This window comes from Ancylomarina salipaludis, from assembly GCF_004122035.1.
GTDB lineage: Bacteria > Bacteroidota > Bacteroidia > Bacteroidales > Marinifilaceae > Ancylomarina > Ancylomarina salipaludis.
In genome coordinates this window covers 57,858-82,634 of record NZ_SAXA01000003.1, presented here as the reverse complement: position 1 = coordinate 82,634, position 24,777 = coordinate 57,858, and the positions used below count along the sequence as shown (strand labels likewise).

Sequence of the window (24,777 nt, the reverse complement as noted above, 5' to 3'; positions counted from 1 at the left end):
GAGGACAATCAGTGTTAAAAACATTTTCAATAGGGGGTATTCATCCGCAAGAAAATAAACTTTCTGCCAACAGTGCAATCCAAGAATTGCCAATTCCCCAAATAGCAACAATTCCAATTGCTCAACATATTGGTGCACCTGCCAAAGTCATTGTCAAAAAAGGCGATGAAGTGAAAGTTGGTCAAGTGATTGCTCAAGCGTCAGGTTTTGTATCTGCAAACATCCACTCGTCAGTATCGGGAACAGTACTTAAGGTTGATGATGTAATGGATGCTACAGGATTCCGTCGTACATCTGTCGTTATTAAGGTTGAAGGCGATGAATGGCTGGAGCACATCGACAGAAGTGAAGAGTTGGTAACAGAAATTACCCTCACCAAAGAAGAAATTATCAAACGCGTTGGCGATGCAGGTATTGTTGGGCTTGGTGGAGCAACTTTCCCTGCTCATGTAAAACTTTCAGTACCTCCGGGAAAAACGGCTGAAGTACTTATTATCAACGCTGTTGAGTGTGAGCCTTATTTGACTTCTGACCACAGAGTGATGCTTGAAAAGGCTGACGAAATCATGGTCGGAGTAGAGATTTTAATGAAAGCACTCGATGTTAAAAGAGCCATCATCGGTATTGAAAACAACAAGCCCGATGCCATCGCTCACATGACTCAGATTGCAACAAAATATTCAGGGATTGAGGTCTGTCCTTTAAAAACTCAATATCCTCAGGGTGGTGAAAAGCAATTGATTTCTGCAACCATAAACCGTGAAGTTCCATCAGGAGCACTTCCAATTGAAGTGGGTGCTGTAGTACAAAACGTAGGAACGGCATTTGCGGTTTACGAAGCCGTTCAAAAAAACAAGCCTTTGTTCGAACGAGTTGCAACAGTTACTGGTAAATCGTTAAAAAATCCATCAAACTGGAAATTCAGAGTTGGAACACCTGTAAGCGACATTATTGAAGCAGCTGGTGGTCTACCTGAAGACACTGCCAAGATTGTTGGTGGAGGTCCGATGATGGGGAAAGCGCTGGTTAGCGTCGATGTTCCCTTGACCAAAGGTAGCTCTGGTTTACTCTTATTAGCTCAGGAAGAAACAGCACGTAAAGCAACCAAAGCCTGTATCCGTTGTGGTAAATGTGTTTCGGTATGTCCTATGGGATTGGAACCCTATTTGCTTATGGTTTTGGCTGACAAAAAAGAGTACGAGAGACTTGAAAAAGATGCTGTAATGGACTGTATTGAGTGTGGTTCTTGTAGTTTTACTTGTCCTGCAACCCGACCACTTTTGGATTACATCCGATTAGGTAAAGGTAAGGTTGGACAGATCATGCGTTCCAGAAAATAAACGAATAATAGTACTTAGAGTACTTGAAATGCCTAAAATACTTAAAGTTAAATGTAATGGATAATAAAGAATTCGGTAATCAGTTAGAAAAAAGAACAAAATTATTTGCTCTTAGCATAATTAAACTATCCGTTTCTTTACCCAATACACCTGAAAGTAGAGTAATTAAAAATCAAGTTACAAAATCAGGAACAAGTATAGGTGCCAATTACAGAGAAGCAAATAGATCTAGAAGCAAAGCTGATTTTAAGAATAAAATCAAAATTAGTGAAAGCGAGGCTAGTGAGACAGTTTATTGGTTAGAACTCATTGAAGATATGAACTGGGTAGCTCATGACAAGCTAAAAACAATTCTTATTGAAGCAAACGAGATTTTGGCAATATTTACATCTATTAGCAATAAACTAAAAAGTTAAACAAATGACTCTAAGTACTCATAAATACTTTAAACTCTAAGTACTAAAATATAATTAATTAATATCTAAAAAATATGAACACCAAAGTACTTGTCGCCCCATCGCCACATATACACAGTGGCGATTCCATACAAAAAAATATGTATGGTGTGGTTTACGCGATGCTTCCGGCTCTGTTATTATCCTTCTTTTACTTTGGAATGGGTGCCCTTATTGTGACCCTTACTGCCGTAGCATCATGCTATCTATTCGAATTCTTAATTCAAAAATATTTACTTAAGGTTGAGCCTTCGATTAATGATGGTTCAGCTTTAATCACCGGTATTCTTCTGGCCTTCAACATGCCTGCCAACCTACCTATCTGGATCATCATTATTGGTGCATTGGTTGCAATTGGCGTAGGTAAAATGACCTTTGGAGGATTAGGAAACAACGTATTCAACCCTGCACTTGTTGGTCGTGTTTTCCTATTAATCTCCTTCCCTGTTCAAATGACATCCTGGCCTAAAGCTCTAGGTTTTGAAACCTCTTATTTCGATGCCGCAACTGGAGCAACTCCTTTAGCAATCATCAAAGAAGGTTTGAAGAAAGGTGATTCTCTAACCGATTTAATGTCACAACTCCCATCCAGCACGGATATGTTCCTTGGCAACATGGGCGGTTCACTAGGTGAAGTGGCCGGAGCAGCTTTGGTTCTGGGCCTAATTTATATGTTGGTTAAAAAGATTATCACCTGGCATATTCCTGTTTCAGTTATTGCAACTGTAGCAATATTCTCAGGAATTTTAAACTTATCGAATCCTGAGGCCTATGCAGGTCCGGCTTTTCATATCCTAACAGGTGGTTTATTGCTAGGTGCTATTTTTATGGCAACCGACTATGTCACCTCTCCTATGTCGAACAAAGGGATGATCATTTACGGAATTGGTATTGGTATACTAACCGTTGTGATTCGTGTATTCGGAGCTTATCCTGAAGGCGTATCATTCGCAATTCTTATTATGAATGCATTTGTGCCACTTATTAATGTATCTGTTAAACCTAAGCGTTTCGGCGAAAAAAGGAAATAATCATGGCTGGAAAAAAAGAATCTACATTTATAAATATGGTTCTGGTGTTGTTTATAATAACACTGGTAGCATCAGCTGCTTTGGGTGGACTTTACGAACTAACCAAAGAACCAATTGCCGCAGCTAAGCTGGCAAAAAAGTTAAAAGCAATTAAAGAAGTTGTTCCTGCATTCGACAACAATCCTAGCGACGAAATGTCTGAAGTAGAAATGCCAAGTGGCGACAAGCTGGAATTCTATCCTGCCACAATGGGTGGAAATTTAGTTGGAACCGCTGTAAAAACCTTTACAACCAATGGCTTTTCAGGCTATGTTTGGGTGATGGTCGGTTTCTTACCCGATGGAACGATAAATAACTATTCGGTATTGGAACATAAGGAAACACCAGGTTTGGGAACAAAAATGGCGAATTGGTTTAAACCAACAGATCCTGCCAAACAAAAAAGCAGCATTATCAATAAAAATCCAGGCACAACCAAATTTATTGTAAGTAAAGATGGGGGTGATATCGATGCCATTACAGCAGCAACTATCAGCTCTCGTGCATTTCTGGATGCCGTACAAAAGGGTTACAACGAGTATATGAAAACCAAAACGAAGGAGGACACAAGTCATGAATAACTGGCAGAATTTTTCAAAAGGATTTTTCAAAGAGAATGCAGTATTTGTACTGCTGCTTGGAATGTGTCCTACATTGGGTGTAACCTCATCGGCAATCAATGGTATGGGAATGGGCTTGGCAACAACTTTTGTACTTATCATGTCGAATTTAGTTATCTCTTTAGTGAGCAGCCAAATTCCTGATAAGGTAAAGATTCCTTCTTTTATTGTTATTATTGCCTCATTTGTAACCATGGTTGATTTGGTGATGGCAGGTTTTGTACCAGCTCTACACGAGCAATTGGGTGTATTTATTCCTCTGATTGTAGTAAACTGTATTGTACTCGGTCGTGCGGAAGCCTTTGCTTCAAAAAACAAGATCATCCCTTCTATTATCGATGGTGCCGGTATGGGACTGGGTTTTGCTATGGCATTAACAATCTTAGGATCGGTTCGTGAATTGTTGGGTAGCGGAAAAGTTTTCGGCATCAGCATATTCAACGAAAATTATGGCATGCTGGTATTCGTATTGGCACCAGGTGCTTTCCTGGCATTGGGTTATCTGATTGCAATTATTAACCGATTAAGAAAAGCTTAAGGAGAACTAATCATGGAATATATTTTAATTATTATATCAGCCATATTCGTTAATAACGTTGTATTGGCACAGTTCCTTGGAATTTGTCCATTCCTTGGTGTATCGAAAAAAATATCAACAGCCGTAGGGATGACAGGCGCCGTAACCTTTGTTATGATTTTGGCGACTATCGTTACTTACCTGATTCAAAAATTTGTATTGGATGCCTTTGGTATTGGTTTTATGCAAACCATTACCTTTATTTTAATTATTGCGGCATTGGTTCAATTGGTTGAGATCATCCTAAAAAAAGTAAGTCCTCCACTTTATCAGGCTTTGGGTGTATTTCTTCCGCTGATTACAACAAACTGTGCCATTTTGGGTGTGGCCATTATGACTATTCAGAAAGATTACAACCTTTTAGAAGCCGTTGTATTCTCAGGTGCAACTGCCATCGGTTTTGGCTTGGCTCTTGTCTTATTTGCCGGTATTCGCGAACATCTTGACCTAATTGATCTGCCTAAAGGTATGAAAGGTACACCTGCAGCCCTAATTGTAGCAGGTCTGCTTGCAATGGCCTTTATGGGATTTTCAGGAATTGTTTAACAAATATTAAGGTTTTTTAAAATATTGTGCTATATTCGTACATCGTTTTAGAAATAACCTAAATCCCCATATGATCGTGCCCCGTGCACACAAGAAAAACAGCCGGTTCGAGCCCTCGATCTGGCTGTTTTTTTTATATATCATTCACAACAGACACGATTAATTGCATCTCTATCTGGCCCATTTAGATGGATTATTTTCAATATAATTTCTGATTTTTTGCAGGGCTTCACCATTTCGAATGATACACAACCTTTATACCATCTGATGATTCTCGATAAATGATCTGTACAGACGCGATTAATCGCGTCTCTATCTGGCCCATTTCGATGGATTATTTTTAACATAATTTCTGATTCTTTGCAGGGCTTCATCATTTCGAATGATATGATCATAAAATCGGGAATGCCACATGAAATCGGCATGGATTTTTCTCGATTCAAACGATACACGACCTTTATACCATCTAACGATTCTCGATAAATTATCCGATAACATCGGATTTTTAACGCCTGTAACGCCTCCTACATCCGTACAGACGCGATTAATCGCGTCTCTATCAGAACACGATCCATTATCATCCTGCTTATTAATAATGATAATACCATGAATATGATCGGGCATCACAACAAATTCATCTATGGCTGCAAATGGAAAACGCAATGGGATTTCATGCCAATATATTTCAGCCAATTTGCCTATTTCGGACAATTGCATCAGCCCATTCCTAATATTACCATGCAAAGTCCCAATAAGTTACAAAATCGATAACTGCCAGACAATTAATACTTAACGCAATCAACAATTGATTTCAGAAATAGAATCCTTGTACATCACTTAGCCCAAAAGTTCAGTTACTCATCCCCATGTCAACACAAAAGCTCCCATGTTAACTTTAAGGCTGTCATGTTAACAAGCGACTTGCCATGTCATGTTTTATGTGCTCATGTCGTAAAATAAGCTGCCATGTTAAGTTTTAGGCCTCCATGTTGAACATGAGCACTAAATAAATAGCATGGAGAGGCAAAGACAAACATGACCGAAGAATTAGCAACATGAAAGCGTAAAAACCAACATGACGATAAATTATAGAACATGAGTCCTTTATTTAAGACATAAAAAAACTCCGCTTACGCAGAGTTCTTTTTATTTAGCTTTGTATTAATCAATGATAACTTCTTCTATTTCATCTTTCTTGCGTCTGGCATTTTGGCTCTTCCAATGAGAACTTTCGTAGCCGACCAAACGTTTTTTGTCTTTCCAGAAAAGGTATTTTCCACAGGCGCGAACTTCATCCACCACTTCTTTTAGGTGAGTATAAGCTTTGTCGCGAGCAACCTTCTGCACATTGCCTTTTAACTTGCTCCCATTGGCTTCAGCCAGCAAATTAGCCCCTTCATCCGACATTGTACTTGCGGCATCTAACTTGGCTATATCAAAACCAATAGGCGTAAGCAAATCCTGATGTTTTAGCCCCAATTTCGAATAGGTTTTCAAATCCTGAATCATATCAGCATCACCTGTGCCTTCAGCAATCTCATCCACACGTCTCAAAAGCTCGGGCTCATTTCTGAACGCATATTTAAAGGCATGTTTCATTTCGCTACACAAATCGTAAGCGCCCGTAGCAAAGGCCTTCCACTCTTTTTCGGCGTCCTTGCCGGTTCGGCGCACAATAATCCAATCGGCTTGGTATTGCCGAAGGACTGTGGCCCGCACAGCTATTTCAGCAATTCGTTCTTCGCTAATGCCAGCCGTAGAAAGCTTTTCTTTATCCTGCATGGCCCAGGTTTCAAGGGTTTCAGTTTCGGCAAGGTAAACATTGCATGGCATGTTGGGTACTGAAATTTTTTCATCAGCTATTGCAGCAACCTGCGCTTTACATGTGGTAATTTGTTCTTCTGTAACCATTTTAATGAATTTGATTAATGAATAAATCGAAACCCAATTAAACTTATCAGACACATAAGACCAATGAGCTTCTTGTTCCTTCTAACAGATTCAAGAATTACAAGTTTACTTATGAATGGATATTTGTTATGCAGATCGTTAAAACAAAATAATGACATAAGAGAAATACCACACCAATGTATTATGTAATCTTAAACGCATATTGAAGTTAATTAAAAACACATCATAAAACAATCAAACACAAAGCAATAAGAACAAAATAGGGTGCAAATATTTCACACATTAAAGAAATAATCAGCTATTCAATAAAATCGGATAGACTCAATTTAAATTCAATCAAAATAACAAACACCCATTAATCTTAATACAAAAAGCTCATCAAAAGCAATTTGCCTTTGATAAGCTTTTATCAAATTGTCTGTCATTAATTACAAAAAGAACAGGAATGGCAAAACAATACCAATGGCAATAAGCCATTTTCCTATTCCTCTAAAGCCTTTTTTACCAGGAACCATCAACATGCCCGAAAGGGCAAAAAGTAACAAGGCAATAGCAAATATATCGGCCATTAGTGTCCAGCCTAATTTACTGTTGTAATGCAATTTATTAATAAAAAACACCCATAGTTTCTTCTGATAAACCTCAAAATTTAACTCCCCGGTCATCGGATTATAGGTTCCCAAACCACCCTTTAAGTAGAGGTTGTATGATTCGGATTCGGGTATAATTCTGTTTAATGCATAATCCGTTATATTCTCGTTCCAATAGGCTGTTAATTGCCCCGGACTAAGACTGGGGCTTAATTGATAACTGATATACTCTGTTTTATAAGCCGGATCCTCACCCTTTTTTTTATGATTCAGAATAATTCCCGAAATGGCATAAATAAGGGTGATCCCAACAAAAAAATAGCCCAGATAACGGTGAGTCAGTCTTAACCACTTACGAATAGCTTTCTTAGTCCACAACTTCATAATCTGTTCCGTCTACATAATAAATGGCATAATAATCTTTGTTGTTGGCTTTCATCCAATCGCGCATTTCTTTGATATTGGCCATCTCAGAACTGCAATGCTTCCCGCCTTCTTCAGTTTTATGCTTTTCTTTCACTTGCATTTCCCACTCATCAATCTCACTTGTGGCTAATCTTTTCTCACGAAGAATGCCGGTCACCACCAAATCGTTACCCGCTATTTCCTTATTAAAACCTTCAAGATCTCCTGTAGCTTCAACCCGAATAGAAAGATTCCCCTCCGTATTTTTTAAAATACATCGCTTGCCGGAATGGGCACACACGTGATTGACCAAACCTTTAAAACACACCTCTTGTCCAACCTTATCAGCAGCTACCGTCATCAATTGATCGATGCTAAGTACTGCTGTTTTTACCTGACTAATAACTTGCTGTTGGGTATTCTGTTTTTTCGACTCTGACTGTGTTGAATTGCATGACATAAACGCAAGACCCAGGACTAATAGACTTAGATACTTCATCAATTTTAGAATTTAGGATTAAACACTTTATTATTTCGTTTTTTTGAAAATCAAATTTATAATTAAGTTAACATATTTCCAAAAGGAATAACAATTCATTAACAACATAATACAAGACTAAAAACTCCTTTTATATTTATCAACATAGCATTTATTAAGCCTAAAACTATTCAAGGGTTCAAACTAAATACTTCTAACTATCTTTACAATCGGAATCCAGATAATCACATAAAAAAACAAAAATGAATCAGGACGACTTTGATAAAATCAAACAAATCAAAAAAGAAAACAAGGAAGCCTATAAGCCTTGGAGCAGACAAGACGATGATGAAATGATTAATCTTTTTTTTGACGGGGTCTCAGTTGGTGAAATGGCTATCAAACTAAACAGAACCAAAGGGGCTATTCGTGCCCGAATCCGTAAAATGGAGCTCACTCAAATTAAAAAGAAATCATCTCCCTCAGCTGATCAATCAAAAAAATAATTTAAAACGAATTCGTTCCGGTCTTTTATTATTAAAATATTTCCATACATTTGACAACGTTTTACGGGGGTGCCTTATACCATTTCATTTAAACTTGTGATATCTAATTCACTTTTTTTATGGTATAATTCCGATAAACAATCAGACAAATAACTTGAGTTTAAAGCAAAAGTTAGTTAAGCTGATTGCTAATCGGTATAAAAACCAGGCTGAGATTACACCCTTAATAACCTGATGCGGATAATGCCGACGAAGGGAGTTAATAGCATTCTGATTTCTGTTTACCAGCCTTCTGTAAAACACACATTTTTTTTTGAACATAGTAATTGATAAGGGGTGCCCTATGGGCTGAGATCACACCCTCATAACCTGATTCGGATCATACCGACGTAGGAATATCAAGCATAGGCCAAAGCCTCTTCTCATTTACTACAAAACAAACTCGTATGAAGGTTTATGTAAATGATGAAAGCATTACTCTGGCTGATGCTTCTACTATCTCGCAGCTGCTGAAGCAGCTCAACACATCTCCCAAAGGCATAGCTATTGCCATTGGCCCCAACATCATTCCCTCAAACTTATGGAATGAATACAAGCTCGAAGCAGACGATGAAGTTTTGTTGATTCGCGCCACACAAGGCGGTTAATCTCCTATCCAACAAAATCAATCCCAATATTCTATGACACCAATCGTTATCACCCCTGAGGAAATCCTTACGGATGAAGTTCGTCTTTGGGAAGCCCTTTTTCAATCGGGGCTTCAAAGGCTACATGTTCGAAAGCCACAAGCTTCAATTTCAGATTTAAGAAACATGCTTAATGACTTAGAAAAGCAATACCATTCACGCGTGATTCTGCACCAGCACCATATTCTGGCTGAAGAATTCAATCTGGGAGGAATTCATTTCAAAAGCGTCCATCAAACAGATGAATATCCAATAAAACGTCAAAATATAAGCCGGAGCAGATCCTGCCATACGCCCCTCGAAGTTTTGAACCACTACAAAACGCACGACTATGTTTTTTTAAGTCCGATTTACAATTCAATCTCTAAACAAGGCTACCCTTCTGCTTTCTACCCCAACGAGATCCAAACTTTATTTCAGGACCATCCTGAAATAAAAAACTGCATCGCTCTGGGCGGAATAAACAAGACGAATGTTCAGGATTGTCTGGATTTGGGATTTATGGGTTGTGCGCTTTTGGGAAGTATTTGGGAAGGCAAGCATCTCAGTCCGGAACTGGTCTCCAAACGTTTTTGTGAGATTCAGGCAAATTACAAAACGATGACAAAAAACACATCAATTTCAGATTTTCAATTCATTACAAACGATTTTTCCAAGCTGAATGAATTGGAACAAATCCAGCAGGTTTGTGAAGCCGGTGCCAAATGGGTGCAATTGCGATTAAAAAACCAATCCGAATACAATATTTTACAAGCTGGTAAACAAGCCTTGAAAATTTGCCAGCAATACCAAGCCAAACTCATCATAAACGATCATGCGCATCTGGTAAAAGAAATTGGTGCACACGGGGTTCACCTGGGCAAAGCAGACATGTCGCCCATTGCAGCCCGGGAACTATTGGGACGTGAATACATTATTGGTGGAACGGCCAATAATATAGATGATATTCGCCGACTACACCAGTCGGGTGTCGACTACATCGGCTTGGGTCCCTTTCGTTTTACGCAGACCAAAAAGAACTTAGCTCCTGTTTTAGGGCTCAATGGCTACAAACAAATCATAGAGCAGTGCCAAATTGAAAACATCCATTTGCCTATTGTTGCCATCGGCGGAATCAATATTGAAGACGTCTCCGATCTTGTGAGTAGTGGTTTGCATGGTATTGCTTTGTCCTCAGCCATTACATCAAGTAAAAATCTCATATCAACAACAACAAACTACCTTAAACAACTAATAAGTCCGTTATGCAAAAACTAATAATCGCGGGTCAGGAATTTAATTCCCGTCTTTTTCTTGGAACCGGAAAATTCAGTTCCAATCAACTTATGGAAGAAGCTCTGATTGCCTCTGGCAGCGAGATGGTCACCACTGCCCTGCGAAGAGTAGATATTCAAAACCCGGAAGACGATATCCTGAAGCATATCGATCCGAATCGTTTTAGATTATTACCCAATACATCAGGCGTACGTACAGCTAAAGAAGCCGTATTTGCAGCAGAACTTGCACGAGAAGCCCTGCAAACCAATTGGCTGAAACTTGAGATTCATCCCGATCCGAAATATTTACTTGCGGATACTATAGAAACGCTAAAGGCTTGTGAAGAATTGGCAAAAAAAGGATTTATCATTCTGCCCTATATGCAGGCCGATCCTATTTTGGCCAAACAGCTTGAAGAAGCAGGCGCCGCTGCCGTGATGCCTCTGGGTTCTCCAATCGGAAGTAACAAAGGCCTCATCACACGTGAATTTATCAAGATTATTATCGAGCAGGCAAACATTCCGGTCGTAGTCGATGCTGGCATTGGGGCTCCCAGTCATGCTGCCGAAGCCATGGAAATGGGAGCCGACGCTGTCCTGATTAATACGGCTATTGCTGTTGCAAATGATCCTATAAAAATGGCTGAAGCTTTCAAACTGGCCGTTCAAGCCGGTCGAATGGCTTTCGAAGCCAAACTGGGTGCACAACTTAACCAAGCCGAAGCAAGCAGTCCTCTAACTTCATTTCTAGACTTATAAGCATGCGTTTTTTTGACACCTTAAAACAATACGACTGGGAACAAATTAAGGACAGTATCTATGCCAAAACGAAACAAGATGTTTTGCATGCCCTTAATCAAGCCCAATGTGGTCTGGAAGATTTCAAAGCTTTGATTTCTCCTGCAGCAGCTCCCTTTTTAGAGCAAATGGCTCAAAAAAGTATGCTAGCAACTCAACAACGTTTTGGTAAAACCATACAACTTTACGTCCCCTTATACCTTTCAAACACCTGTTCGAATTCATGCGTGTACTGCGGGTTCAGTCACCAAAACAAAATTGAACGCGTAACCCTTAGCGAAGATCAGATTCTAAAAGAAGCTATGGCCATTAAACAAATGGGTTTCGAACACCTCCTTTTAGTCACTGGCGAACATCAAAAGGAAGCCGGTTTTACCTACCTGATGCGAGCTATCGAATTGTTGCGTCCTCATTTTGCCCAAATTTCGGTGGAAGTGCAACCCATGAGTACCGAAGAGTATCAGCAACTGAGACAAGCAGGATTGCATGCCGTTTACGTTTATCAGGAAACCTATCATCAGGAAAATTACAAAAACTATCACCCTGCCGGGAAAAAAGCAAACTTTCAATACAGACTTGAAACCCCCGACAGACTTGGGAAAGCAGGCATTCATAAAATTGGATTGGGTTGTCTTATCGGATTAGAAGACTGGCGTTCGGATATCTGGCACATTGCTCTGCATCTGTCCTATCTGGAGAAAACATACTGGCAATCCCGATACTCCATCTCCTTTCCTCGCTTACGTCCCAATGCAGGCGGCTTTCAACCCAACATGGTCATCTCTGACCGGGAACTTTTACAGGTTATATGCGCCTTCAGAATTCTGAATCAGGAAGTGGAACTCTCACTCTCGACACGGGAATCACCCACGTTTCGCGATCATGTATTCAAACTTGGCATAACAGCCATGAGTGCAGGATCAAAAACAGAACCGGGAGGCTATGCAGTACACACCAAAGCTCTGGAACAATTCGAGGTTTCGGATCAACGAAGCCCCAAAGAAATTGAAAGCATGCTACACGAAAAGGAATACGAGGCCGTATGGAAGGACTGGGATAGATATATGTGACAAGTGAAAAGGTTAAAGTGAAAAAAGAAACCACAGATTGAATCATCAACTGAAGACCATTTAACTATTAGACTGTTAGAACACAAATTAAAACGAACCTATGGCTATAACAAAACTAAATCATGAAGAACTGAACCGCTACCAGCGCCAGATCATCCTTCCAGATTTTGGAGAAGAGGCACAAATCAAACTAAAGAATGCAAGTGTTCTGGTTATTGGAGCAGGCGGACTAGCCTCCCCTATTCTAAAGTATCTCTGTTCAACCGGAGTAGGACGAATAGGTCTCATGGATGGTGATGTGGTTGAAGTGAGTAATCTGCAACGTCAAATCATGTATGATGAAAGCGACGCCGGACAATACAAGGTTGAGGTGAGCGCGCGAAAGCTGAAGGAACAAAATCCAAATATCGCTGTTGACTGTTTCAATTTCAGACTCACTCGTGATAATGCGGCTGACTTATTTGAAAAATACGATTTAATTATTGATGCCTGTGACAATTTTGAAACCCGTTACATCATTTGTCATGCAGCACAAAAAGCTGCTAAAGCCTGGATTTATGCTTCTGTGTTTGAATATGGCGGACAAGTTTCTGTTTTCAACCATATAACCCAAACGCAATACAGCGATTTGTATCCTGAAGCACCGGATCAAATTCCTCTTACAGATGGAGAAAAGATAGGCGTGCTTCCTGTTGTTCCCGGTTTAATTGGTCTGATACAAGCAAGTGAGGCCATTAAGATCATTACAGGCATTGGTCAAATACTCGACGGCGAACTGCTGCTCTACAATGCTTTGGACTTAAGCTGTAGAAAACTAAAAATTGGGAAACAAGACTAAAGGTTTAAAGGATAAAGTTATTCAAAATTAAAGGCGATATCCTGAAAACCGACAACTGACAACTGATAACTGATTTAGACTGTTAGACTGTTAGACTGTTAGACTGAAAAATAAAAAACCAGTCTTTCGACTCTTTGGACTTTTGATCCTTTCGACTTTTAAATAAAAACAAATACTAAACAAAAATATAAAATGAATAAGACAGACATCAACAACATGATATCAAGGGATGGATTCCCAAATTCAGAAAGAATTTATATCAAAGGTAAAATGGAAGGTGTAAATGTGGCCATGCGACAAATTAAGCTAAGCCCAACACGAAATTCTGATGACACACTTGAGGAGAATGCGCCGCTTACAGTTTATGATACTTCAGGTCCATTCACCGATCCAAACATCAAAATCGATTTGAATAAAGGCATCGATAAAATCAGACAGCCCTGGATTGAAAGCCGAAAAAATGAGATCATCCAAACCCAAATGTATTTCGCAAAACGAGGCATCATTACCCCCGAAATGGAATATGTTGCCATTCGTGAAAATCAGGGTTTAAGCGAAGAGCAGCTGCAAAAAGGTGAAAAATTGGTTACACCTGAATTTGTTCGCGATGAAGTGGCAAGTGGTCGTGCCATTATTCCTGCCAATATCAAGCACCCTGAGAGTGAGCCTATGATTATTGGGAAAAACTTTCTGACGAAGATTAATGCCAATATTGGAAACTCACCGGTTGATTCCAGTATCGAAAAAGAAGTAGACAAATCCGTTTGGGCTTTCCGCTGGGGAGCAGATACCATTATGGATTTGAGTACCGGTGATAATATTCATCAAACCCGCGAATGGATTCTCCGCAACTCTCCTGTACCAGTGGGAACCGTTCCTTTGTATCAGGCTCTTGAGAAGACAAAAGGTAAATCCGAAGATTTAAGCTGGGAGGTTTTCCGTGAAACACTGATTGAACAAGCCGAACAAGGGGTCGATTACTTTACCATTCACGCTGGCTTGCTTTGGCGACATATTCGTCACACCATCAATCGCACAACGGGGATTGTATCACGTGGGGGTGCCATCATGGCCAAATGGTGTATGTATCATCATCAGGAAAGCTTTTTGTATACCCACTTCGATGAAATTTGTGACATCCTGGCCCAATACGATATAGCCATCTCTTTAGGTGATGCTTTACGTCCGGGCTCGATTGCTGATGCCAACGACCGTGCTCAATTTGCTGAACTGGAAACATTAGGTGAACTTTGTCAACGTGCCTGGGATAAAAATGTTCAGGTTATGATTGAAGGTCCTGGACATGTGCCCATGCATAAGATTAAGGAGAATATGGAATTACAAGAGAAGCTTTGCCATAATGCTCCTTTCTACACTTTAGGTCCTATCACAACCGACATTGCTCCGGGTTACGATCACATTACCTCAGCTATTGGAGGTGCCATGATTGGCTGGTTGGGAACTGCCATGCTGTGCTACGTTACACCGAAAGAACATTTGGGATTGCCCAACAAAGACGATGTTAAAACAGGTGTGATCACCTACAAGATTGCAGCGCATGCTTCTGATTTGGCAAAAGGGATCGTTGGTGCACAGGTTCGGGATAATGCCATGAGTAAGGCCCGTTTTGAATTCCGATGGAAAGATCAATTTTGCATTTCCCTTGATCCGGAAACTGCTATGAAATACCACGATGAAACCCTTCCTGATGAAGGTTCAAAACAATCGCACTTTTGCTCGATGTGCGGCGAACATTTCTGCTCTATGAAAGCCAGTCGCGATGTACGGGATATGGCTGCAAAAAAAGAGAAGAAACGTCAGGAATTTATAGAGGCCGGAGGTGAAGTTTACAACTAATCCGCTTCCCTTTTATCAATAAATAAAATCGCCCTGCTTGGAATAAGCAGGGCGACTAAAAAAACACAGCCTCTTAATCTATGATAATCTTCTTCATTACAATTCTATTATCCAACTCTACTTTTAAGAAATACATGCCTGACTTAAGTGATAAATTCAAGTACGTTTTCTTCTCATAAAGTTTCTGACTATAAACAAGCTTTCCACTTAGATTAATCAGTCCAACAGTAGCATCATTAATAGGACGCTTATTCAATTCGATATAAAAAGCGCCTTTTGAAGGATTAGGATATAAAAAGATATTCACCTGATCAGCATCTATATCTTCAATTCCTGTCACATTGTCAACAGTCACAACCACTGAACTCTCTTCTGAATATAATTTTCCGTCATTTACAACAAGCTTGAAAACAAAATCAGTAGAAACAAGCACATTAGGAGACATGAATATCGGTTTAGGATCGTGAATATCTGATAACTCAATCCCATCAGGAGCAGTCCAAACAAAGTCTAAATAATCACCATCCGGATCATAGGAATTCCAGGCATCAAGTGTCACCTTCGAATTATTGGGTACAATTTGATTTTCTCCAGCAATGGCAACAGGTCTTTCATTTACATCCCTAATTGTAATCACTACCTCTTCAGCAGTTGACGTATACAAACCATCAGAAACACAAATACCTAAATGGTAATTTTTTTGATTCTCAAAATCAATCATGGCATTATCAGCAATACCTAGTTGTCCGGTAGCTGAATTAATTACAAAAATACCATCCGAATTCCCTGATAAAATTGCCCATTCAGTAAAGATGGTTCCGGAATCGGCATCTGATGCCAAAACTGTCACAAAATTTGTATGATTTGCAATATCCTCATCTATAGAGTAGTTCTGATCTGATATAACAACAGGCGTATTATCGTTGATATTATTCACATTAACCGTGATTGCCTCTGGAACGCTGATATTGGTTCCATCACTTACAGCCACTTCTAATGAATAACTTGTTTGAGTCTCGAAATCCAAATTCGAATTATCTTTAACAGTAATTACACCACTCACTGGATCAATAGCAAAAATCGCATCATCATTACCACTGGTAATTGTCCAATTACTGAATATTGTCCCGGCATCACTATCTGTAGCTAAAACAGTACCAAGACTTACATCATTAAGTGCATCCTCATTTACTGAAAAACTTTGGTTTGATACAATTACCGGAGTCTCATCATTATCCGTAATCGTATAGGTATGAACCGTATTAGTGCCCAATATCGCATTCACAGGATTCGAAAGGCTTACAATCACGGTTTCATTATTCTCATCCAACAAGTCATCGACAATACTTGAGATTGTAATAGTATTACTGGCATCTCCGGCTGCAATGGTTAAGGTACCATTTGCCAAAGTATAATCAGTTCCACTCCCCGTCGCTGTTCCAGTTACCGCATAATCAACCGTAACGATCAAACCACTTGCTGCAGAAAGATCGACTTGCAAATCAGCACTACTTACCGATTCCAAACCATTTGATGAAACCGTATTAAATGCAATACTTGGAGCTGAATCATTATCATTAATGGTATAGGTATGAACCATATTTGTGCCCAATGTAGCATTCATTGGATTCGAAAGAGTTACAATCACGGTTTCATTGTTTTCATCCAACAGATCATCAACAATACTTCCGATTGTAATATTATCGCTAACGTCTCCGGCTGCAATCGTCAAGGTACCATCTGCCAAAGTATAATCCGTTCCACTTCCACTGGCTGTACCCGTTACTGTATAGTCAACTGTAACTGTTAAGCCACTTGCTGCGGAAAGATCAACTTGTAAATCTGCGCTGCTTACCGATTCCAAGCCATTTGATGAAATCGAATTAAACCTAACAGTTGGCATGACATCATTATCCGTAATCGTATAGGTATGAACCGTATTACTTCCTAATGTGGCATTTGTTGGATTAGAAAGCGTCACAATCACCGTCTCGTTATTTTCATCCAACAGATCTTCAACAATACTTCCGATTGTAATATTATCGCTGGTATCTCCGGCTGAAATCGTTAAGGTACCAGCTACTAAAGTGTAATCTGCACCTGTTGCTGTTCCTGTGAGCTCATAGTCTACAGTAACGGTTAAGCCACTTGCTGCGGAAAGATCAACCTGTAAATCTGCACTACTTACCGATTCCAAGCCATTTGATGAAATGGAATTAAACGCAACTGTTGGCGTGGCATCATTATCCGTAATCGTATAGGTATGAACCGTATTACTGCCCAATGTCGCATTCGTTGGATTTGAAAGGGTAACAATCACCGTTTCATTATTTTCATCCAACAAATCATCAACAATACTTCCGATTGTGATATTTTCACTTGTACCTCCAGCTGCGATCGTTAAGGTCCCATCAGCTAAGGTGTAATCCGTACCACTTCCACTAGCCATACCGGTGACCTCATAGTCTACGGTAACTGTTAAGCCACTTGCTGCGGAAAGATCAACTTGTAAATCTGCGCTGCTTACCGATTCCAAACCATTTGAAGAAGTGGAATTAAACGCAACAGTTGGCGTGGCATCATTATCCATAATCGTATAGGTATGAACCGTATTACTTCCTAATGTGGCATTTGTTGGATTAGAAAGCGTCACAATCACTGTCTCGTTACTTTCATCCAGAAGATCATCAACAATTCCTGAAATCGTAATATTATCACTGGCGTCTCCGGCTGCGATCGTTAAGGTCCCATCAGTCAAAATATAATCAACTCCACTTCCACTGGCTGTGCCCGTAACCGTATAATCAACCGTAATAGTTAACCCAAATGCAACAGAAAGATCAACTTGCAAATCTGCACTACCAATCGATTCTGATCCAGCTGAAGAAGCCAGATTAAAAGCGATCTCCGGTGGAGTATCATTATCCGTAATCGTATAAGAATGAACTATATTACTACCCAATGTGGCATTCGTTGGATTTGAAAGAGTCACAATCACCGTTTCATTATTTTCAATCGACAAATCATCAACGATTCCTGAAATCGTAATATTCTCACTGGCGTCTCCGGCTGCGATCGTTAAAGTACCATCTGCTAAAGTGTAGTCCGTACCACCTCCATTGGCCGTACCGGTGACCTCATAGTCTACAGTAACAGTTAAGCCACTTGCTGCGGAAAGATCAACTTGTAAATCTGAGCTGCTTACCGATTCCAACCCACTTGAGGAAGTAGAATTAAACGCAACAGTTGGCGTGGCATCATTATCCGTAATCGTATAGGTATGAACCGTATTACTGCCCAATGTGGCATTCATTGGATTCGAAAGAGTCACAATCACCGTCTCGTTATTTTCATCCAAGAGATCATCAACAATACCTGAAATCGTAATATTCTCGCTGGTATCTCCGGCTGAAATCGTTAAGGTACCAGCTACTAAAGTGTAATCTGCACCTGTTGCTGTTCCTGTGACCTCATAGTCTACGGTAACGGTTAAGCCACTTGCTACGGAAAGATCAACCTGTAAATCTGCACTACTTATCGATTCCAAACCATTTGAGGAAACCGAAGTAAACGCAACTGTTGGCGTGGCATCATTATCCGTAATCGTATAGGTATGAACCGTATTGCTTCCCAATGTGGCATTTGTGGGATTCGAAAGCGTCACAATCACTGTTTCATTATTTTCGTCCAACAAATCATCAACAATACTTCCAATTGTAATATTATCACTGACATCTCCGGCTGCGATCGTTAAGGTGCCATCTTCTAAAGTATAGTCAGCACCAATTGCTGTTCCTGTGACCACATAATCAACTGTAACCACCAATCCACTTGCTGCGGAAAGATCAACTTGTAAATCTGCGTTACTTACCGATTCCAAGCCATTTGATGAAGTAGTATTAAACGCAATTGTTGGCGTAGCATCATTATCCATAATCGTATAGGTATGAACTGTATTGCTCCCTAATGTGGCATTCGTTGGATTTGAAAGGGTAACAATCACCGTCTCGTTATTTTCATCCAACAGATCATCAACAATACTTCCGATTGTAATATTATCACTAACGTCTCCTGCAGCGATCGTTAAGGTGCCATCTGCTAAAGTGTAGTCAGTTCCACCTCCATTGGCCGTACCGGTGACCACATAGTCTACTATAACGGTTAAACCACTTGCTGCTGATAAATCGACTTGCAAATCGGCACTACTTACCGATTCCAAGCCATCTGATGAAATCGAATTAAACGCAACTGTTGGCGTGGCATCATTATCCGTAATCGTATAGGTATGAACCGTATTTGTACCCAATGTAGTATTCGTTGGGTTCGAAAGAGTTACAATCACTGTTTCATTATTTTCATCCAAGAGATCATCAACAATACTTCCGATTGTAATATTTTCACTTGTACCTCCGGCTGCAATCGTTAAGGTGCCATCTGCTAAAGTGTAATCCGTACCACTTCCACTGGCCGTACCGATTACCTCATAGTCTACAGTAACGGTTAAACCACTTACAGCTAAAAGATCAACTTGTAAATCTGCGCTACTTACCGATTCCAAGCCATTTGATGAAGTGGAATTAAACGCAACTGTTGGCGTGGCATCATTATCCGTAATCGTATAGGTATGAACCGAATTACTTCCTAATGTGGCATTCGATGGATTTGAAAGGGTAACAATCACCGTCTCATTGTTTTCATCCAACAAATCATCCACAATACTTCCGATTGTAATATTATTGCTAGCATTACCAGCTCCAATCGTTAAGGTTCCGTTTGCAAGAGTATAATCAGTCCCACCACCAGTTGCTGTTCCGGTTACTGCATAGTCAACTGAAACATTCAATCCACTTACTGCTGAAATATCGACTTGTAAATCTTTACTACTTACTGATTCTGCTCCATTCGAACTTGTCGAATTAAAAGCAATTGTTGGTGTTGCATCATCATCGTTAATTGTATAAGTATGAACCGTATTTGATCCTAAAGTTGCATTTACAGGATTCGACAATGTAACAATAACTGTTTCGTTATTCTCATCCAACAAGTCATTTACAATATTTACTATTGTGATATTGTCATTAGCAGATCCTGCAGTAATAGTCAGTGTTCCATTAGCCAATGTATAATCATTACCACTTCCTGTTGCTGTTCCGGTTACTGTATAATCAACTGTTACATCCCTACCGCTTGCTGCAGACAAATCAACTTGCAGATTAGCCGAACTAACAGTTTCATCACCATTTGAACTTGTCAAATTAAAGGCTATTGTTGGTTTTGCATCATCATCACTAATTGTATAGGTATGAACAGTGTTTGTTCCTAAAGTTGCATTTGATGGATTCGACAATGTAACAATAACTGTTTCGTTATTCTCATCTAAAAGATCGTTTATAATACTTGCTATTGTGATATTATCTGATGCTGACCCTGCACTTATTGTTAACGTTCCGTTTGCTAAAGTATAATCTGTTCCACTGCCAGTTGCTGTTCCAGTTACTGCATAGTCAACTGAAACATTCAATCCACTTACCGCTGAAAGATCAACTTGTAAATCTGCACTGCTTAATGATTCTACACCATTTGAAGAAGTAGCATTAAAAGCAACAGTTGGCGCTTCATCATCATCCGTAATTGTTACTGTTTGCTGTTGTGTTCCTGCTTCTGTTCCATTTGTTACTCCTGTAACATCTATAATCACAGTCTCATTATTCTCATCAATAACATCCTGAGTGGCAGTTATTGTTGCTGTACCCGTTATACTACCAGCGCTAATAACTATTGAAGTTGAAGATAAACTATAATCACCTGCTGATGCTGTACTTGAACCATTTACCGCTAAACTTACAGTAGTAATTTGATTTGATGCTTCACTTAAAGTAGCAGTAATAGTGGAAACTTCAGCAGCTTCGGCAACAGTTGTAGATGAAACAGATAAGGTAACGCTTGGCCCACTGTTAGTAGCACCAATTGTTGCAATCCCTTTAGTAAAATCGTTACTATCAACATCAGTATCTAAACCATTAGTATAGCGTTGTACTGACTCGTCGTATATACCTGTTGAACCACCATCTGGCGCCTCTCCTGAGCCTCCTCCAAGAACAACAACATCAACTATAGCCCCACCTGAATCTTTTAGATTGATAGTTATCGAATTATTCAACAAACCAGCGCCAGCAGGATTTCCTAAAACCAAATAATCTCCTGCCATTGTGTTTGCAAATGAACCACCTCCAATATAATTCGAAACAGCAAACGCTCCAGTATTCGTTAAATTACCCGTAATGTCACTTCCATCTAAAAGTTCAATGGTCCATTCCGTTAAATCAATACCTGTCGAATTAATGTATAGCTCCACCCATTCATCATTAGAACCAGAGGTCCCTCCCGGAGCTGAAGCAAAAGAAGTACTACTCCAATCCTGTTGCGGATCGGTCACCACCTCGTTGATCACTACATCAACAGTGGTAAAATTAAGAGTGGAATTGCCGCTGATACCAGCAAAAGAATTTCCACCATCATCATCTAAGGCAGTTCCATCTATTTCAATATAATAGCCTGTTCCTTTTTCTAAAGTTCCTGCAGGATTTATCGTAATCTGGGATGAGGAAATATTGATTTTGGCATCTCCGATTGGGATTTGTTCAAAAATCGAATTATCTGCCATTTTTTTGATGGTAATATTTCCTGTCCCCGCGACCATACCATCATCAAAATTCAAAACGATATTTCCACTTAGTGTGGCATTCGCAACATCGTCTGCCGGACTGCTCGAAGTGAGTGAAGGGGGAGTTACATCATTAACCGTAATATTAAAGGTTTGGTCTGTCAGTTCATTGGGCGTTCCATCGGCCACTTTAAAGGTAAAACTATCAGAGGTCGTATTGCTGCCATCGTGGACATACTGAATCTTTCCGTCGACTAGATGTTGTTGGGTGAAGGAAGAGATTTCCACACCCACGGCATCCATATTCTCCAGTTGTCCGTTGGACGGTGCTGCCGTTACCGTGTAGGTCAAGGTCGTATTGTCTGTATCAGGGTCGTTGGCTTCCAGTTCTGTGGTGGTAATGGCTTTGGTCGCCCCTTCATTCAGCGCGAGGCCGCTATTGGTCGCAATTGTTGGCGCATCATCATCCACAGGCGTTACCGTGATGTTGAAGGTTTGTCCCGTTAGTTCATTGGGCGTTCCGTCTGCAACTTTGAAGGTAAAACTATCAGATGTGGTATTGCCATCATCGTGGACATACTGAATTTTACCATCGATTAAATGCTGTTGGGTAAAAGAAGAAATTGAGTTCCCGGCGTTATCCGTATTCTCCAGCTGCCCATTGCTGGGAGCTGAGGTTACAGTGAAAGTCAAGGTGGTATTGTTTGTATCCGTATCATTGGCTACAAGTTCAGTCGTCGTAATCCCCTTGGTCGCCCCTTCATTCAGCGTAAGACCATTATTGGTTGATATCGTGGGTGTATCATCATCCACAGGTGTTACCGTAATGTTGAAAGTTTGTCCCGTTAGTTCATTGGGCGTTCCATCGGCCACTTTGAAGGTAAAACTATCAGAAGTCGTATTGCTGCCATCGTGGACATATTGAATTTTTCCATCGATTAAATGCTGTTGGGTAAAGGAAGAAATTGGATTCCCCGCGTTATCCGTATTCTCCAGCTGCCCATTGGAAGGGGCTGCAGTTACGGTATAGGTCAGGGTAGTATTATCCGTATCGGCGTCGTTGGCTTCCAGTTCCGTCGTCGTAATGGCTTTGGTCGCCCCTTCATTCAACGCGAGACCGTTATTGGTCGCAATTGTTGGCGCATCATCATCCACAGGCGTTACCGTGATATTGAAGGTTTGTCCCGTTAGTTCATTGGGCGTTCCGTCTGCAACTTTGAAGGTAAAACTGTCAGATGTGGTGTTGCCATCATCGTGGACATATTGAATTTTTCCATCGATTAAATGCTGTTGGGTAAAGGAAGAAATTGGATTCCCCGCGTTATCCGTATTCTCCAGCTGCCCATTGGAAGGGGCTGCAGTTACGGTATAGGTCAGGGTAGTATTATCCGTATCGGCGTCGTTGGCTTCCAGTTCCGTCGTCGTAATGGCTTTGGTCGCCCCTTCATTCAACGCGAGACCGTTATTGGTCGCAATTGTTGGCGCATCATCATCCACAGGCGTTACCGTGATATTGAAGGTTTGTCCCGTTAGTTCATTGGGCGTTCCGTCTGCAACTTTGAAGGTAAAACTGTCAGATGTGGTGTTGCCATCATCGTGGACATATTGAATTTTTCCATCGATTAAATGCTGTTGGGTAAAGGAAGAAATTGGATTCCCCGCGTTATCCGTATTCTCCAGCTGCCCATTGGAAGGGGCTGCAGTTACGGTATAGGTCAGGGTAGTATTGTCAGTATCGGCATCGTCGGCTTCCAGTTCCGTAGTAGTAATTACTTTAGTCGCCCCTTCATTCAGCGTAAGACCATTATTGGTTGATATCGTGGGTGTATCATCATCGATGGCAGTAACCGATATAGAAAAAGTTTGGTTTGTCAGCTCAGCACTACCATCGGACACTTTGAACACAAAGCTGTCGCTGGTCGTATTGGAATCATCATGTGTATAAGTAATAATTCCTGCAACAAGATCGGCTTGTGTAAATGTCTCATTCAGATTAAGAATAGTTCCAGATCGTTTTACAGCCCCGTTAGACGTATTAGTGGTAATAGTAAAAATCAAACCTGAGTCATCATTATCAACATCGGTGGCTGAAAGGTGCGAGGCGGATGTTATTGTTCCCGTTGCACCCTCATTAAGGCTTAATGAGCTATTGGTACTAATCCTTGGGGGATCATTCACAGCCGTAATATCAAAGCTAACGCTCGCTGTATTGGAATTATCAGTCCCATCATTGGAAATAAAAGCAATGGTTCCAGCATTCGTACCACTTAGGTTAGGTGTGGGAGTAAAAGTTGCAGCATCTAAGGCAGTACTAATTGCTGCCAATGTACCCGCTGCTGTAAAACTTGCATTTCCATTTCCGCTGCCACCAAATGTAATGCCAGTAGTACCTATAGTAAGCGTTCCTCCGGTTATTGTAAAAGTAACTGTTTGATTATCTCCGTCGGTATCTGCTACTTGAATATCATCTGACAAAGCAACATTTGTATCATCTTCGCTTACAGTTGGTGCACTTGGTGCAGTAGCGGTGGGCGCAGCGTTGGCAGCACCCAAAGTGTAAGTAAAATCGTCTAAATCAACAATAATTTCTGTCCCCTCAAACCGAAGTTCATCAACACCTGTAAAATTAAGGGTTTTAATACCGCTAAAGCTAGCTGAAACACTAACCGACTGGCCTGTCGTATTCCCATCATTATAGCCAGTAATAGTGTAACTATCTCCAGCAGATGTCATCCAAAGACTTGATGTTGAAAAAGCACTTCCATCTGTTTTTGTAAGCTTAAATACTGTTATCTTATCATTTATAGCCCCGCTTACACCTATTGCATCAGTACCATTATTCCCATAGGTTTCCCAATTCAGAATATCTAACAACGATGAATTTGTACCATTAAAAGAGATTATCTGATAGGTAAAACCGCCATAATCAAATGCCGCAAATCCATTTGCCAAAACCTGATTGTTGGCTGTGCCTGCAGCATCATAGTTTTCAGTTGTTTGTCCAAAACTTAAACTTCCAGCAAACAGAAAAGCTATCGCCAATATGTTTTTAGTAATACCAAGAACTAGATGTTGGAGAGATAATACTTTCATAACTTAGGATTTTATAA

The 24,777-nt window shown here is 40.3% G+C and carries 18 protein-coding genes and 1 riboswitch; of the genes, 13 read left to right on the top strand and 5 right to left on the bottom strand.

The annotated features are described in order from the left end of the window. Positions 1–11 precede the first annotated feature (11 nt). From rsxC to EO244_RS04455, 6 genes are all read left to right on the top strand, one after another. Entirely contained in the window at positions 12–1,340 is a 1,329-nt protein-coding gene (rsxC, locus tag EO244_RS04480; RefSeq protein WP_129253384.1) for an electron transport complex subunit RsxC, read from the top strand. Between the two features lie 56 nt (positions 1,341–1,396). After that, positions 1,397–1,756, top strand: a complete 360-nt coding sequence (locus EO244_RS04475; RefSeq protein WP_129253382.1) for a four helix bundle protein — start codon at positions 1,397–1,399, stop codon at positions 1,754–1,756. 74 nt (positions 1,757–1,830) lie between these two features. Further along, positions 1,831–2,826, top strand: a complete 996-nt coding sequence (locus EO244_RS04470) for an RnfABCDGE type electron transport complex subunit D (RefSeq protein ID WP_129253380.1) — start codon at positions 1,831–1,833, stop codon at positions 2,824–2,826. Between the two features lie 2 nt (positions 2,827–2,828). Further along, positions 2,829–3,446, top strand: a complete 618-nt coding sequence (locus EO244_RS04465; protein ID WP_129253378.1) for an RnfABCDGE type electron transport complex subunit G — start codon at positions 2,829–2,831, stop codon at positions 3,444–3,446. Further along, the gene (locus EO244_RS04460; protein ID WP_129253376.1) at positions 3,439–4,023 is read left to right on the top strand and encodes an RnfABCDGE type electron transport complex subunit E; all 585 of its coding nucleotides are present in this window, start codon (positions 3,439–3,441) and stop codon (positions 4,021–4,023) included. Before EO244_RS04465 ends, EO244_RS04460 begins: the two co-directional genes overlap by 8 nt. A gap of 12 nt (positions 4,024–4,035) precedes the next feature. Then, the gene (locus EO244_RS04455) at positions 4,036–4,608 is read left to right on the top strand and encodes an electron transport complex protein RnfA (protein ID WP_129253374.1); all 573 of its coding nucleotides are present in this window, start codon (positions 4,036–4,038) and stop codon (positions 4,606–4,608) included. A 312-nt stretch (positions 4,609–4,920) separates the two neighbouring features. Here the strand turns inward: EO244_RS04455 and EO244_RS04450 are convergent, their stop codons facing one another. The 4 genes from EO244_RS04450 to EO244_RS04435 all read right to left on the bottom strand — a co-directional run bounded on the left by EO244_RS04450 (position 4,921) and on the right by EO244_RS04435 (position 8,013). Continuing rightward, positions 4,921–5,325, bottom strand: a complete 405-nt coding sequence (locus EO244_RS04450) for a transposase (RefSeq protein WP_129253372.1) — start codon at positions 5,323–5,325, stop codon at positions 4,921–4,923. A gap of 444 nt (positions 5,326–5,769) precedes the next feature. Next, positions 5,770–6,519, bottom strand: a complete 750-nt coding sequence (locus EO244_RS04445; RefSeq protein WP_129253370.1) for a hypothetical protein — start codon at positions 6,517–6,519, stop codon at positions 5,770–5,772. 428 nt (positions 6,520–6,947) lie between these two features. After that, the gene (locus tag EO244_RS04440; protein WP_129253368.1) at positions 6,948–7,493 is read right to left on the bottom strand and encodes a PepSY-associated TM helix domain-containing protein; all 546 of its coding nucleotides are present in this window, start codon (positions 7,491–7,493) and stop codon (positions 6,948–6,950) included. Next, on the bottom strand, positions 7,477–8,013 hold the full coding sequence (locus EO244_RS04435; RefSeq protein ID WP_129253367.1) for a hypothetical protein: 537 nt from the start codon (positions 8,011–8,013) through the stop codon (positions 7,477–7,479). The genes EO244_RS04440 and EO244_RS04435 overlap by 17 nt, the downstream gene beginning before the upstream one ends. A gap of 242 nt (positions 8,014–8,255) precedes the next feature. Between EO244_RS04435 and EO244_RS04430 the strand changes: the two genes are divergently transcribed. The 7 genes from EO244_RS04430 (at position 8,256) to thiC (ending at position 15,003) form a co-directional block, all read left to right on the top strand. Next, positions 8,256–8,498 (top strand): hypothetical protein, encoded by a 243-nt coding sequence (locus EO244_RS04430; protein WP_129253365.1) that lies wholly within the window; start codon positions 8,256–8,258, stop codon positions 8,496–8,498. A gap of 322 nt (positions 8,499–8,820) precedes the next feature. Then, positions 8,821–8,911: riboswitch (TPP riboswitch) on the top strand. A 33-nt stretch (positions 8,912–8,944) separates the two neighbouring features. Beyond that, positions 8,945–9,145, top strand: a complete 201-nt coding sequence (gene thiS, locus EO244_RS04425) for a sulfur carrier protein ThiS (RefSeq protein ID WP_129253363.1) — start codon at positions 8,945–8,947, stop codon at positions 9,143–9,145. Between the two features lie 33 nt (positions 9,146–9,178). Further along, positions 9,179–10,441: a thiamine phosphate synthase gene (locus EO244_RS04420; RefSeq protein WP_129253361.1), complete on the top strand. Its 1,263-nt coding sequence runs from the start codon at positions 9,179–9,181 to the stop codon at positions 10,439–10,441. Beyond that, the gene (locus EO244_RS04415) at positions 10,429–11,199 is read left to right on the top strand and encodes a thiazole synthase (protein ID WP_129253359.1); all 771 of its coding nucleotides are present in this window, start codon (positions 10,429–10,431) and stop codon (positions 11,197–11,199) included. Before EO244_RS04420 ends, EO244_RS04415 begins: the two co-directional genes overlap by 13 nt. A gap of 2 nt (positions 11,200–11,201) precedes the next feature. Beyond that, on the top strand, positions 11,202–12,308 hold the full coding sequence (thiH, locus tag EO244_RS04410) for a 2-iminoacetate synthase ThiH (RefSeq protein WP_129253357.1): 1,107 nt from the start codon (positions 11,202–11,204) through the stop codon (positions 12,306–12,308). A 100-nt stretch (positions 12,309–12,408) separates the two neighbouring features. Continuing rightward, positions 12,409–13,146, top strand: a complete 738-nt coding sequence (locus EO244_RS04405; protein WP_129253356.1) for a HesA/MoeB/ThiF family protein — start codon at positions 12,409–12,411, stop codon at positions 13,144–13,146. A gap of 192 nt (positions 13,147–13,338) precedes the next feature. After that, positions 13,339–15,003, top strand: a complete 1,665-nt coding sequence (gene thiC, locus EO244_RS04400; RefSeq protein WP_129253354.1) for a phosphomethylpyrimidine synthase ThiC — start codon at positions 13,339–13,341, stop codon at positions 15,001–15,003. 73 nt (positions 15,004–15,076) lie between these two features. Here thiC and EO244_RS04395 read toward each other — a convergent pair whose 3' ends face one another. Further along, positions 15,077–24,760, bottom strand: coding sequence for a cadherin-like domain-containing protein (locus EO244_RS04395; RefSeq protein WP_129253352.1), 9,684 nt, complete (start codon positions 24,758–24,760; stop codon positions 15,077–15,079). Positions 24,761–24,777 lie beyond the last annotated feature (17 nt).

What these genes read in the sequence shown, in the direction of transcription:
- EO244_RS04475 (WP_129253382.1), top strand. Translation starts at nt 1,397, where the DNA reads ATGGATAATAAAGAATTCGGTAATCAGTTAGAAAAAAGAACAAAATTA.
- EO244_RS04470 (WP_129253380.1), top strand. Translation starts at nt 1,831, where the DNA reads ATGAACACCAAAGTACTTGTCGCCCCATCGCCACATATACACAGTGGC.
- EO244_RS04465 (WP_129253378.1), top strand. Translation starts at nt 2,829, where the DNA reads ATGGCTGGAAAAAAAGAATCTACATTTATAAATATGGTTCTGGTGTTG.
- EO244_RS04460 (WP_129253376.1), top strand. Translation starts at nt 3,439, where the DNA reads ATGAATAACTGGCAGAATTTTTCAAAAGGATTTTTCAAAGAGAATGCA.
- EO244_RS04455 (WP_129253374.1), top strand. Translation starts at nt 4,036, where the DNA reads ATGGAATATATTTTAATTATTATATCAGCCATATTCGTTAATAACGTT.
- EO244_RS04450 (WP_129253372.1), bottom strand. Translation starts at nt 5,325, where the DNA reads ATGCAATTGTCCGAAATAGGCAAATTGGCTGAAATATATTGGCATGAA.
- EO244_RS04445 (WP_129253370.1), bottom strand. Translation starts at nt 6,519, where the DNA reads ATGGTTACAGAAGAACAAATTACCACATGTAAAGCGCAGGTTGCTGCA.
- EO244_RS04440 (WP_129253368.1), bottom strand. Translation starts at nt 7,493, where the DNA reads ATGAAGTTGTGGACTAAGAAAGCTATTCGTAAGTGGTTAAGACTGACT.
- EO244_RS04435 (WP_129253367.1), bottom strand. Translation starts at nt 8,013, where the DNA reads ATGAAGTATCTAAGTCTATTAGTCCTGGGTCTTGCGTTTATGTCATGC.
- EO244_RS04430 (WP_129253365.1), top strand. Translation starts at nt 8,256, where the DNA reads ATGAATCAGGACGACTTTGATAAAATCAAACAAATCAAAAAAGAAAAC.
- thiS (WP_129253363.1), top strand. Translation starts at nt 8,945, where the DNA reads ATGAAGGTTTATGTAAATGATGAAAGCATTACTCTGGCTGATGCTTCT.
- EO244_RS04420 (WP_129253361.1), top strand. Translation starts at nt 9,179, where the DNA reads ATGACACCAATCGTTATCACCCCTGAGGAAATCCTTACGGATGAAGTT.
- EO244_RS04415 (WP_129253359.1), top strand. Translation starts at nt 10,429, where the DNA reads ATGCAAAAACTAATAATCGCGGGTCAGGAATTTAATTCCCGTCTTTTT.
- thiH (WP_129253357.1), top strand. Translation starts at nt 11,202, where the DNA reads ATGCGTTTTTTTGACACCTTAAAACAATACGACTGGGAACAAATTAAG.
- EO244_RS04405 (WP_129253356.1), top strand. Translation starts at nt 12,409, where the DNA reads ATGGCTATAACAAAACTAAATCATGAAGAACTGAACCGCTACCAGCGC.
- thiC (WP_129253354.1), top strand. Translation starts at nt 13,339, where the DNA reads ATGAATAAGACAGACATCAACAACATGATATCAAGGGATGGATTCCCA.
- EO244_RS04395 (WP_129253352.1), bottom strand. Translation starts at nt 24,760, where the DNA reads ATGAAAGTATTATCTCTCCAACATCTAGTTCTTGGTATTACTAAAAAC.